Annotated in this window: 9 protein-coding genes; 5 read left to right on the plus strand and 4 right to left on the minus strand. The window is 70.1% G+C overall.

What is annotated here, in order from left to right:
* Nucleotides 1–79 precede the first annotated feature (79 nt).
* The 5 genes from flhA (at nt 80) to ACG04Q_RS09790 (ending at nt 7,117) form a co-directional block, all read left to right on the plus strand.
* Nucleotides 80–2,170, plus strand: coding sequence for a flagellar biosynthesis protein FlhA (gene flhA, locus ACG04Q_RS09770; protein ID WP_394510714.1), 2,091 nt, complete (start codon nt 80–82; stop codon nt 2,168–2,170).
* Nucleotides 2,171–2,330: 160 nt separating this feature from the next.
* Complete coding sequence (gene flhF, locus ACG04Q_RS09775; RefSeq protein ID WP_394510715.1) at nt 2,331–3,977, plus strand: flagellar biosynthesis GTPase FlhF; 1,647 nt, start codon at nt 2,331–2,333, stop codon at nt 3,975–3,977.
* 223 nt (nt 3,978–4,200) lie between these two features.
* Nucleotides 4,201–4,977 carry a flagellar biosynthesis protein gene (locus ACG04Q_RS09780; RefSeq protein ID WP_394510716.1) on the plus strand — a complete coding sequence of 259 codons (777 nt, stop codon included), beginning with the start codon at nt 4,201–4,203 and terminating at the stop codon, nt 4,975–4,977.
* Between the two features lie 16 nt (nt 4,978–4,993).
* Nucleotides 4,994–5,707: an RNA polymerase sigma factor FliA gene (locus ACG04Q_RS09785; RefSeq protein WP_394510717.1), complete on the plus strand. Its 714-nt coding sequence runs from the start codon at nt 4,994–4,996 to the stop codon at nt 5,705–5,707.
* A gap of 54 nt (nt 5,708–5,761) precedes the next feature.
* A complete protein-coding gene (locus tag ACG04Q_RS09790; RefSeq protein ID WP_394510718.1) occupies nt 5,762–7,117 on the plus strand; it encodes a methyl-accepting chemotaxis protein in 1,356 nt (451 codons plus the stop codon).
* Nucleotides 7,118–7,120: 3 nt separating this feature from the next.
* On the opposite strand, the gene ACG04Q_RS09795 is transcribed toward ACG04Q_RS09790, so the two are convergent.
* The 4 genes from ACG04Q_RS09795 to ACG04Q_RS09810 are packed head-to-tail and all read right to left on the minus strand — an operon-like array spanning nt 7,121 to nt 12,274.
* Nucleotides 7,121–7,819, minus strand: a complete 699-nt coding sequence (locus ACG04Q_RS09795; RefSeq protein WP_394510719.1) for a substrate-binding periplasmic protein — start codon at nt 7,817–7,819, stop codon at nt 7,121–7,123.
* Nucleotides 7,816–9,657: a GGDEF domain-containing protein gene (locus ACG04Q_RS09800; protein WP_394510720.1), complete on the minus strand. Its 1,842-nt coding sequence runs from the start codon at nt 9,655–9,657 to the stop codon at nt 7,816–7,818. Before ACG04Q_RS09800 ends, ACG04Q_RS09795 begins: the two co-directional genes overlap by 4 nt.
* Before the next feature lie 18 nt (nt 9,658–9,675).
* The gene (locus tag ACG04Q_RS09805) at nt 9,676–11,895 is read right to left on the minus strand and encodes a putative bifunctional diguanylate cyclase/phosphodiesterase (protein ID WP_394510721.1); all 2,220 of its coding nucleotides are present in this window, start codon (nt 11,893–11,895) and stop codon (nt 9,676–9,678) included.
* A gap of 10 nt (nt 11,896–11,905) precedes the next feature.
* Nucleotides 11,906–12,274: an Hpt domain-containing protein gene (locus ACG04Q_RS09810; protein ID WP_394510722.1), complete on the minus strand. Its 369-nt coding sequence runs from the start codon at nt 12,272–12,274 to the stop codon at nt 11,906–11,908.
* Nucleotides 12,275–12,331 lie beyond the last annotated feature (57 nt).

The following is a 12,331-nucleotide window of genomic DNA, read 5'->3' on the forward strand; positions in this document are numbered from 1 at the left end:
AGGGCGGTTTTCCTGCCGCTACTCCGACTCAAGTTTTGCGCCTCGCCGCGAAGAATGCGGCTGAGACCCGAACTGCCGCATGAACCAGCTCACCGCCAAACTCCAAGCCCTGCTGGGCCCGCGCTCGGGCGTCATCGCCGCTCTGGGTGCGCCGATCGCCGTGCTGCTGGTGCTGTCGATGATGGTGCTGCCGCTGCCGCCGTTCGCGCTGGACCTGCTGTTCACGTTCAACATCGCGATGGCCGTGATGGTCATGATGGTGGCAGCGAACATGGTGAGGCCGCTGGACTTCGCGGCCTTCCCCACCGTGCTGCTGCTGACAACGCTGATGCGGCTGTCGCTGAACGTCGCGTCCACGCGCGTCGTGCTGCTGGAGGGGCACACCGGCACCGGCGCGGCCGGCAAGGTCATCGAGGCCTTCGGCCATTTCCTGATCGGTGGCAATTTCGCGGTGGGCCTGATCGTCTTCGCCATCCTCGTCGTCATCAACTTCATCGTGGTGACCAAGGGTGCCGAGCGCATCGCCGAGGTCGGCGCGCGCTTCACGTTGGACGCCATGCCCGGCAAGCAGATGGCCGTGGACGCGGACCTGAACGCCGGCCTCATCAACGAGGCCGAGGCCAAGCGCCGCCGCGCCGAGCTGGGCGACGAGGCCGACTTCTTCGGCTCCATGGACGGTGCCAGCAAGTTCGTGCGCGGCGACGCCGTGGCCGGCATGCTGATCCTGGCCATCAACATCGTCGGCGGCTTCATCATCGGCATCGCCCAACACGGTCTCTCCGCTGGTGACGCGGCCAACAGCTACATCCTGCTGGCCGTGGGCGACGCGCTGGTGGCGCAGGTGCCGGCGCTGCTGATCTCGGTGGCGGCGGCCATGGTTGTGTCGCGCGTGGGCACGGACAAGGACATCGGCAGCCAGATCGGCAAGCAGGTGTTCGGCTCGGCCAAGAGCATCGCCATCACCGCCGGCGTCGTCGGGGCGCTGGGGCTGATCCCGGGCATGCCGCACGTCGTGTTCCTGCTCATCGCGGCCGGCCTGGGCTATCTGGCGTACTGGCTGCGCGCCAAGGAGCAGGCGATGGAGGCCGCCAAGGCCGTCAAGCCCATCATGCCGCCCAGCGAGGGCGCCGGCGAGGCCAGCTGGGAGGACCTCGTGCCGGTGGACACGCTGGGTCTGGAGGTGGGCTACCGCCTCATCACGCTGGTGGACAAGACCCGCGAGGGCGACCTGCTCTCCCGCATCAAGGGCGTGCGGCGCAAGTTCGCGCAGGAGGTCGGCTTCCTGCCGCCGCCGGTGCACATCCGCGACAACCTGGAGCTGCGGCCCAGCCAGTACCGCATCTCGCTGCGCGGTGCGGTCGTCGGCGAGGCCGAGGCCTTCCCCGGCATGTGGCTGGCCATCAACCCGGGCCACGCGACGCAGAAGCTCATCGGCACGCAGACCACCGACCCGGCCTTCGGCCTGCCGGCCGTGTGGATCGACGAGCGGCAGAAGGAGATGGCCCAAATGAACGGGTTTACGGTCGTTGATTGCTCGACCGTCGTGGCCACCCACCTTTCACACTTGATGCAAGTGCACGCGGCCAAGCTGCTGGGCCGCGTGGAGACGCAGGCGCTGGTGGAGCACCTCACCAAGCAGGCGCCGCAATTGATCGAAGACGTGATTCCCAAGATGGTCAGCATCGCCACCCTGCAACGAGTCCTCCAGCTGCTGCTGGAAGAGGGCGTGCATGTGCGCGACATGCGCTCCATCGTCGAGTGCCTGGCAGAGAACGCCGCCGCCGTGACCGACCCGCAGGAACTGGCGCGCCGCATCCGCACCCACATCGCGCCGGCCATCGTGCAGCAGATCTACGGCAGCGTGAAGGAGCTGGACGTCATCGCGCTGGAGCCGGAGCTGGAGCGCCTCGTCACCCAGGCCCTCAATTCGCCGCATGGCGCCGCGCTGGACCCCGGCGTGGCCGACACGCTGGCCCGCAGCGCGGCCGAGACGGCCCAGAAGCAGGAAGACCGCGGCGTGCCCGCCACGCTGCTGGTGCCCGACCTGATCCGCGCCCCCATGGCCCGCCTGCTCAAGCGCGCCGCGCCCCGGCTCAAGGTGCTGGGCCACAGCGAGATCCCTGAGACCCACACCATCCGCATCGGCTCCATCATCGGAGGTACAGCTTGATGTGCCCCCACGCTCATATTCAATCGCTGCCCCCCGAGGGGGCGCCCGCCTCCTTTGAGGCGGCTCGGCAGGAGGCTCCGATGTGCCCCCACGCTCATATTCATTCGCTGCCCCCCGAGGGGGCGCTCGCCTCCTTTGAGGCGGCTCGGCAGGAGGCTCCATGAACGTTCGCAAATTCACCGCGAGGACATCGCGAGAAGCTCTTGCCCTCGTCAAGCAGGCCTTCGGTCCCGACGCCGTCGTGCTGTCCAACAAGAACGTGCCCGAAGGCGTGGAAGTGCTGGCCATGGCGCCAGAAGGCATGGGCCAGATCGAGCAGATGGCCCAGACCGCGCCGCGCACCGTGGCCCGCCCGGCCGCGCAGCTGGCACCGGCCCAGCCGCCGCAGCGCGCCAGCTTTGCCGAGCGCTCGCGCCAGGAGCCCAGCTTCGGCGCGCCCGAGGTGCGCAACGACGTCGAGCAGCTGGCCATGAGCACGCTGAGCTTCCAGGACTACGTGCGCGAGCGCGTGCTGCGCCGCCGCCAGGCCGAGATGGCCGGCCAGCCCGACCCCGTGCTGTCGCAGCCGGCCCCCGCGCCGCAGCAGCCGCCAGCGGTGTCGCTGGACGCCGTGCGCGCCCAGCGTGAGCGCCGCGCGGCCGAAGCGATGGCCGCGCTGGCCCCGCGGCGCCCGGCACCGGCCCAGCCCCGCCCGATGCCGCCGGTGCTGCGCGACGAAATCCGCATCCCCACCGCTGCCGTGCCCGCGACGCAGCGCGCGGTGCCGCAGCTCGGTGACATCGGCCAGGGCGCCGGCATGGAGCCGCAGCCGCTGCCCGGCCAGCCCACCGCGTCCCAGCGCAACCAGATGGACATGGCCGCCGAGCTGCGCCAGATGCGCGGCCTCATCGAGGAGCGCTTCTCGTCGCTGGCCTTCATGGAGAAGCTGCAGCGCCAGCCCGTGCAGGCGCGCCTGACGCAGAAGCTGCTGGAGCTGGGCTTCTCGCCCGCGCTGGTGCGCAAGCTGGCCGAGAGCTGCCCGTCCGACTTCAAGGCCGGCTCGCCCCATGACCCCGCCGACGAGACCGCCTGGGCCGCCCACGTGCTGTCGCGCAATCTGCAGACCGACGAGGCCGCCCCGGCCATCGAGGACCGCGGCGGCGTGTTCGCGCTGATCGGCTCCACCGGCGTCGGCAAGACGACGACCACCGCCAAGCTGGCCGCCCACTTCGCCACCAAATACGGTGCCGGCCAGCTCGGCCTGATTACGCTGGACGCCTACCGCGTCGGCGCCCACGAGCAGCTGCGCGCCTACGGCCGCATCCTCGGCGTGCCGGTGCACACCGCGCACGACCGCGCGTCGCTGGACGACCTGCTGGACCTGCTCGCCAGCAAGAAGCTGGTGCTCATCGATACCGCCGGCATGGCCCAGCGCGACAGCCGCACGCAGGAGCTGCTCGAGATGCTGGCCCACCCCAGCATCAAGAAGCTGCTGGTCATCAACGCCGCGCAGCAGGGCGAGACGATTGAAGACGTCGTCGGCGCCTGGAAGGGCGCGGCCTGCGAAGGCGTCGTGCTCAGCAAGATCGACGAGGCCGTCAAGCTGGCCCCGGCGCTGGACACGCTGATCCGCCACAAGCTCAAGGTGCTGGGTGTGGCCAACGGCCAGCGCGTGCCGGAAGACTGGCACCGCCTGCCCAGCGTGGCGCTGGTGCAGCGCGCGCTGAAGAGCCCCGCCGCCGGCGCCTGGCGCATGGACAACACCGACGTGAACCTGATCTTCGCCGGCGCGCCGCTGACCGACGCCGGCCTGAGGGCCATCCACTGATGTCGACGACACCTCTTCATTTGAGCGGGCCGAGCGCTGGGCCGCTCCCAAGCCGGCCCGTCATGGCGATGTGCTTGCGGCTCGATGCCGCAAGCATCGCCGTCCCCGCGGGGGCTGAGGCCGGACACAGGGCGCCCAGCGGGCGTCCTGTGCCTGCCGAAGCTCTGCGGCCACTGGCCGCAGAGCGGTCCCGGCCAAGGTCCTCCTTGGACGAGGGGCAAACATGATGGATCAAGCCCACGGTTTGCGCCGCCTGTTCGCGGCCTCCAAGACGCGCTTCGTGCCGGTCGTCAGCAACCCGCGCGTGATGGGCGCCGGCGTGCTGCTGGAAGGTCTGTGTGCGGCCTTCGCCGAGCTCAACCTGCAGACGCTGGTGGTCGACGCCGGCGAGCACTCCCCGGCACCGTCGGAGCTGGCGCAGGTGGACCTGTCCAACTGCATCGAGCGGCTGTCGCCGCGGGTCTCGTACCTGGCGGCGCGTGGCCTGCCGCTGCGTCACATCAATGCCCAGGGCTCGGCCGCGGCCTTCCTGGAAGCGGTGGCCGCCGCGGCGCCCGAGGCCGACGTCATCCTGCTGCACGCGCCCGCGTCCGAACTGGCGCGCGTCGTCGCGTCGCGCGAGGTGCGGCCGCTGCTGCTGGCCGACACCGACCCGCTGAGCGTCACCGAGGCGTACGCGGGCATGAAATGGCTCACACAACGCGCCGGGCTGATGGTCTACAGTCTGCTGATGGCCTGCCATCCCCAGCTGCGCGTGGCCACCCGCATCGCGCAACAGCTTCATTCCTGCGCCGACGGCTTCCTCGGCGCGGTGCTGCGCGACTGGGCCTGCCTAGACCCCCGCGCCTCCCAGCATGCGCCGCTGACGCCCGAGCTGCGTCACCTGGCCCGCGAGCTGTTGCTGGCGTCGCCGCCCGGCTCGGCGCTGGACGCCGCCTCTGATGCGACTCCGCTGCGCCCGGCGCGCGCGGTGTCGTCACCGTTCCTCGCAGCACACTGAACTGCCGGAGTTCACGATGTACACGCCCAAAGGCCGCCTCGACAACAGCACGCTGATCAAGCAGTACAGCCCGCTGGTGCGACGCCTGGCGCACCAGATGATCGCCAAGCTGCCGGCCAACGTGGAGGTGGACGACCTCATCCAGGTCGGCCTCATCGGCCTGACCGACGCGCTGTCGCGCTTCGATGCGGGGCAGGGCGTGCAGTTCGAGACCTTCGCGACGCAGCGCATCCGCGGCGCCATGCTCGACGAGCTGCGCGGCGGCGACTGGATGAGCCGCGGCACGCGCCGCCAGCAGCGCGAGATCGAGGCCGCCGTCCACAAGGTCGAGCAGCGCCTGGGACGCGCGCCCAGCGAGGCAGAGATTGCCGCCGAGATGGGCCTGCCGCTGGCGGAGTACCAGGAACTGCTCGGCAAGGTGCGCGGCACGCAACTGGTCTACCTGGAAGACATGTCCGGCGACGAGGGCGACGAGGACTACCTCGACCGCCACGTGGCCGATGAGGCCAGCAACCCCGTCGCCCTGCTGCAGGACCATCGCATGCGGGAGGCGCTGGTGGCCGCCATCAAGAACCTGCCCGAGCGCGAGCAGTTCGTGATGAGCATGTACTACGAGCACGACATGAATCTCAAAGAGATTGCAGCCGTGCTCAAGGTCACGGAGTCGCGCGTCTGTCAACTGCACAGCCAGTCCATCGCAAGGTTGCGCGTTAAGCTGCGTGACTGGTGAATCGCGGGGCACGCCGACGGCAGCTGCCCCAGCTCATAAGCAGGGGACAAGCGCATGTTCGGATGGAAGAAGGCCGGCTATTCGACCGCCGCGGCTGCCGTCACGCCGCGTGAAGAGGGAGGCCGCCGTGAGGACGGTGCCGCGCTGAACGTCGTCAAGCGCCTGTCCCGCTCCATCTCCACCGTGGGCAAGGACGCCGCCGAAGTGCGCGGCGCGCTCGAAGACACGCAGCGCGTCGTGCAGGCTCAGAGCCAGGCGATGCAGGCGCTGGCCCGTCAGCTCAGCCAGATTGGCGAGGCCCAGCGATCCATCGCCACCGCCACCGCCCAGAGCGCGGCTGCGGTTCAGCGCGCGCGCGGCGCTCTGGGCGTCGTCGGCGGTGAGGTGGTGGGCATGTCCGCCACGCTGGCCCAGGTGTCGGACGCGGCGGCCGAGATCACCAAGATTTCCTTGCAGACGCGGCTGGTCGCGTTCAATGCGGCTGTCGAGGCCAAGCATGCGGGCGACGCAGGGCGCGGCTTCGCCGTCGTTGCCGAGGCCGTCAAGGCGCTGGCGGGCCAGGTGGAGTCGTCGTCCAAGGCCATCGTCACCGCCATCGCGACGCTGCAGGATCGCATCGACCGCTTCAGCACCGAGCTGACCGAGAACGCCGCCAAGCCCAGCCAGATCCATGCCGCGTTCAGCGAGGTGGAGCAGGACGTGCAGCGCATCTCGGCGTCCGCCGCCGACAGCGGCCAGCAGATGAGCCTGCTCAATGAGCGTGCGCACGAGCTGGAGCGTGAGGTGTCCGAGGCCACCCATGGCCTCAAGGTCGCGTTCGATGGCAGCGACCGCTTCCTGCGCATGTCCGAGGAACTGATCGAGCAGATCGCCGAGAGCGGCGTCGAGGTCGACGACATGCCCTTCATCCGCACTGCGCAGTCGGCGGCGGCCGAGATCGGCGCGCTGCTGGAGGACGCGCTGCGCAACGGCCAGATCAGCGAGGCCGACCTCTTCGACGAGCAGTACCGCCCCATCGACGGCACTAACCCGCAGCAGCACACGACGCGCTTCTGCGCGCTGGGCGACAAGCTGTTCCCGGCCGTGCAGGAGAAGGCGCTGGGCTTCAGCGACAAGATCGTCTTCTGCATCGCGGCCGACCGCAACGGCTACATCGCCACCCACAACCGCAAGTACTGCCAGCCGCAGCGCCCGGGTGACACGGTCTGGAACACGGCCAACAGCCGCTACCGTCGCATCTTCAACGACCGTACGGGCCTGGCCTCGGCGCGCAACACGCGGCCCTTCCTGCTCCAGACCTATCGCCGCGACATGGGCGGCGGCCGCTTCGTCGTGCTCAAGGAGGCGACGGCACCCATCGTCGTTAACGGCCGGCACTGGGGTGGCCTGCGGCTGGCGTTCAACTTCTGACGCTCAGTTCTTCACCGACAGCCGGATCTCGCGGTTCAGCAGCTCCAGCCACGCGTCCGCATGCGGATGGTGCTTGCTGAGGGCCATGTAGGTGGTCTTCAGCTCGACGGCCGGGGGCAGCCAGCGCAGCTCCGTCATCGCATCGCGCGCCAGCAGGTACTCGAAGGACGCGCGTTCGGAGAACACGGCGTCGACACGGCCCAGCTTCAGCAACTGCAGCGCCGGGCGCCGGTCGACGACAGGGTGGAGGCGGTAGCTGCCGCCGGCCAGTTCGGCAGGCAGGTAGGCCCCGCGCTCCACCGCCACCTGCGCGTCCGCGGCCAGTGGCTCGGTGCCGCGCTCGGCGCGCACGAAGAAGCCCAGCTGCATGCGCGCCACGGGCAGTGAGTAGCGCAGCAGCGCATCCCGCTCGTCATTTCGCCACACGGCCATCAGCAGGCATTCGCCGTTGCGCGCCATCGTGTAGGCCCGTGCCCATGGCGCCTTGATGGTCTGCACCGTCAGCCCGGCGGCCGTGAAGGCGCGCCGCGCCAGCGCGCCCAGGCTGCCACCGTCGGGCAGATCGGCGCTGACGTAGGGCGGGAAGTCGGTGAAGCACAGCGGCACCATGGTGGCGGCCTGGGCATGAGCGGCGCCAGGCGCTGCCAACAGCGCGGCCAGCACGCCGGCGGGTGGCAGCCAGCCAGGCCCTGCGCCGGTCATTCGGCGATGCAAGCCCGGTTCTTGCCGGTGTGCTTGGCCTCGTACAGCGCCACGTCGGCGCGATCCAGCGCAGCCTCCAGCGTCTCGCCGGGCCGGTACAGCGTCACGCCGGCCGAGAACGTGACGAACACGTCCTTGCCATCATGGTTGAACAGCGCCGACGACAGCGAGCGCTGCAGCCGCACGAGCACCTGCTGGGCTTCGTCCAGTGGCGTGTTGGGCAGCATCAGCACGAACTCCTCGCCGCCGTAGCGCGCCACCATGTCGCCGGGCCGCAGCGAGGCCTGCGTGCGCTCGGCCAGCGATTTCAGCGCGATGTCGCCGGCGTGGTGGCCCAGGCTGTCGTTGAGTTTCTTGAAGTTGTCGATGTCCAGCAGCGCCAGCGCCACGCGCGTGGCCTCGCGCTCGGCCTTGGCCTGCTCGATGCCGAAAGCCTGGATCAGCCCGCGGCGGTTGGCCACCTGCGTGAGCTGGTCGGTGTGCACCTCGTTGGACAGCCGGCGCAGCTCGCCCTCCAGCTCCTCCACGCGCTGTGTCAGTGCGGTGGCGCGGTCATGCTCCAGCGTCAGCCGCTGCTGAGTCTGTGCGACGAGGCCCTGCACGCTGCGGCTCTCCTCCACCATCTCGCGCACGGTGCCGGCCAGGCTTTCCAGCGAGTCGGCCCGCTCGATGGCGTCGGCGTAGCGACCGACACTGTTCTGGAAGCGGTCGGTGTGCTGGCCCAGCTCGCCCAGCTCGGACAGCATCCGCTGGATCAGCCCCTTGAGCGCGTCGCGCGCCTTGGAGCGCTCGTCGCGCAGCGTGCGCTGGCGATCGCGCGTGCCGGCCAGCAGCTCGGACACCGTGCGCACGCCGCGTCCCGACAGGCCCTGCGCCAGCGTGTTCCTCATGGCCTCGGCCTGGCCCAGCGCCCAGGAGTCGTCCTCAGCCAGGTCCACGAGGCTGGACGACAGCTCGCGGCACAGGCCGCCCAGCTCGTCGAACAGGTGGCGGCGGTGGTCCAGCAGGTGGCGGGCGCGCAGGCACAGCGCGGCCATCTGCGTGACGCGCTCGGGGCTGGCGCCGCCGAGCCTGAGTTCGTCCTGCGCAGCCTCCAGGTCGCGCATCAACGCGTCGGCCGGCGTGGCCTCGGTCTGCGCCGAGCGCAGCGCGTGGCGCACGGTGCCGTTGAGCTCGCCGCTGACGTCGTGCCACGGGGTGAGATCGGTGGCGGGCGCGTCGCGCAGGCCGGTGCGGCTGGCCTCGCCGAAGCCGCTGCTGTCGCGGAAGTCCGAGTCCACGAAGGCGCTGTCGGCGAACAGCTGGCTGGACGTGCCGCCGTCGTCATCGGTCTCGACCTCGCTGCCGTCGCCGTCCTTGTCCCAGCTGGTGATGAGCTGCGACAGGCGCTTGACGAGCTTGCCGCTGTCGGCGCGGCTGAGCTCCAGCACGCGGTTGATGCCGTCCTTCTTGCGCGCCAGCGTCCAGTGCCGGCCGCCGCGCTCCAGCCCGCGCACGAGGCGCTCGATGGCCTGCGCCAGCGCCTCGGCCTGCGCGCCGGGGCTCGCGGTGTCCAGCAGCCGGTCGACCTGGCGCTGCAACTCGTCCAGGCGCTGCTCGCGCAGCGCCGTCTGCAGTTCCTGGCGCGTGGCGCCCGACGGCAGCGCCAGGCTGATGAGCCGGAACATCAGCTGCTGCAGCTTCTCCGGGATCGCGCTGCTGGCGGCCGAGGCAGGTTCGCCGCCTGCCTCGATGGCATAGGCGCGGGCGTAGTTCTCGGGCGTGGGTTCAAGCCGGGCCTGGGCCAGGCGTTGCAGCGCCGCCTTGGCGAGCTGGGCTGGCGCAAGGGTAGAGCGCATCGGTGAGTCGGTTGGTTGTTAGCGTTGGCCGCGGGCGAGGTCCGCGGTGCTGTCGGCCTGGGTGATCCACGGCGCCTTGCGCGGCAGCACGGTCTGGGCGATCCAGCGCTCCAGCTCGTCCGCGGGCAGCGCCTTGCTGAACAGGAAGCCCTGCATCAGCGAGCAGCCCAGACGGTGCAGCACTTCCATCTGCCGCAGCGTCTCCACGCCCTCGGCGATGACGCGCAGGCCCAGGGCCCGCGCCAGCGCAATGATGGCGGTGACAACGGCCGAGCTCTGCGGCGTGATGCCCAGGTCGCGCACGAAGGTGCGGTCCACCTTGACCTCGGAAATGGGCAGCGTGGTCAGGTAGGCGAGGGACGAGTAGCCGGTGCCGAAATCGTCGATGGAGATCTCGACGCCCACCTCGTTGAGCCGGTGCAGAGACGGGATGACGTTCTGCAGGTCCTTCATCAGGTTGTTTTCTGTGATTTCGAGCTGGATGGACCGGTGCGGCACGCCGTAGGCGCTGACGCACTGATGGATGTGCTCGACCAGATCGGTGCGCTCGAACAGGCGGCTGGGCAGGTTGACGGCGATGGAATCGGCGAAGCCGAACTGCAGCGACCACAGCTTGGCCTGGCGCGCCGCTTCCTTCAGCGCCCATTCGGACAGCGGCACGATGAGGCCGGTTTCCTCGGCCAGCGGAATGAAGTCGGCCGGCGGCACCAGCACGTTGCCGCGCTGCCAGCGCATCAGCGCCTCGGCGCCCACCATGCGCGCAGCGCGCACGTCGATCTTGGGCTGGTAGTGCAGCACGATCTCGTTGCGCTCCAGCGCCTTGTGCAGCGCGCTCTCCAGCTCCAGCTTCTGCTTGCCGTGGCCGGCCAGCTGCGGCGAGTAGACGGCCGAGGCGTTGCGGCCCTGGCTCTTGACGGCGTACATCGCGACGTCGGAGTTGCGCAGCAGGTCGGCCATGGTCTGGCCGTCGCGCGGGTAGATGGCGATGCCCACGCTGGCCGTGACGAAGCATTCCTGGCCGCCGACGAAGATGGGCTCGCGCAGCGCATCCAGCACGCGCTGGGCGACGCGCTCGGCGTCGCGCTCATCCGCGACCTCCGGCAGCAGCGCGACGAACTCGTCGCCGCCCAGGCGCCCCACGGCCTCCAGGCCGCGGTGGCTGCGGTTGCCCAGGCCTTCGAGCACGCCTTCCATGATCTGGTCGGAATGGCGCACGCAGCTGCGCAGGCGCCGGCCGACCTCGATCAGCAGCTCGTCGCCGGCCGCATGGCCCAGCGTGTCGTTGATGACCTTGAAGCGGTCCAGGTCGATCAGCAGCAGGCCCACCTCGTGGCCGCCACGGCGCGCGCTCTCGATGGCGCGCTCGACGCGCCAGATCAGCTGGCGGCGGTTGGGCAGGCCGGTGAGGGCGTCGAAATGCGCCAGCTGGCGGATGCGATCCTCGGCCTGGCGGCGGTCCGTCACATCCTGCAGGATGCCCGTGTAGCCGCTGACGATGCCCTGGTCGCTGAACTCGGGCTCGGCTTCGATGTGCACGACCCGCTGGCGGCCGTCAGGCAACGTCAGCGGCAGATCGGTGATCAGGACGGAGGTATGGGCGATGACGTCGCGCAGCAGCCGCAGGAACACGTGGCGGTCGTCCGACGGCACCATGCGCAGCACGCTGAGGAAATCCAGCCGGTCCTGCGGGCCGCGGCCGAACACGCGTAGGCCCTCGGCCGAAATCGTGAAGCTGCCGGGTACGTCGCGCCGCCACTCGAAGCTGCCCATGCGCGCCAGGTCCTGGGCGCGGGCCAGCTTGGCCTTGCTGCGCTCCAGCTCGTGGCGCGTGCGCGAGCTGCGCAGCAGGTAGCGCAGCCGGCCGTCCAGCAGGCTCCACTGCGAGGACTTGACGAAGAAGTCGGTGGCGCCGGCCTGGTAGGCGCGGTTGATGGAGGCCTCGTCGTCCAGGCCGGTCAGCATCAGCACCGGCAGGGATTCGAAGCCGGGCGTGGCACGCAGCAGCGAGCAGGTCTCGAAGCCGTCCAGCTCGGGCATCAGCGCGTCCAGCACGACGACGTCGGGCGCACGCACGGACAGCTGGGCCAGCGCCTGGCTGCCGCTGGACGCCTCGGTCACCTCGAAGCCGCGTTCACGCAGGGCGGCTGCCGTCAGCAGCAGGTTGACCTCGTCGTCATCCACCAGCAGCACGCGCGGGCTTGACGGCAGATCGTCGAGGGCTTGACCGGTGGGCAGCATGGGCGGCGAGTCAGAGCAGCGCGGCCAGCGCCGCGCGTACCCGTTGGATGTCCTGGAGCATAGCGTCCAACTGTTCCTGCATGCCCTCGCTGCGGCCTTCGCGGGCCAGGGTTTCGATGTCTGCGCAACGCGCCGACAGCGCCATCGCGCCCAGGCTGGCGGAAGACGACTTCAACGTGTGGCTGACGTGCCGGATGGCGACGAGATCCAGCGTGTCGCCCTCGCGCGCCCGGGCCAGATCGGGCAGCAGCCGCTCCAGCGAGCTGCCGAAGGCGGCAACGACCCGTTCCAGCAGCTTGTTGCCGCCGCTCGGGTCGAGCTCGCGCAGGCGTCGTATCGCCTCGGGATCGAGCAGGTCGGCGGGTGGTTGCGCGGTCATGGAGAACTGGACACGGGGTATCCCGCAAATGTAGCGCGGGCGGGTGGGGGGGCTGAC

The sequence above is a fragment of the Pelomonas lactea genome, from assembly GCF_043555885.1.
In the GTDB taxonomy this organism is placed as follows: domain Bacteria; phylum Pseudomonadota; class Gammaproteobacteria; order Burkholderiales; family Burkholderiaceae_C; genus Pelomonas; species Pelomonas lactea.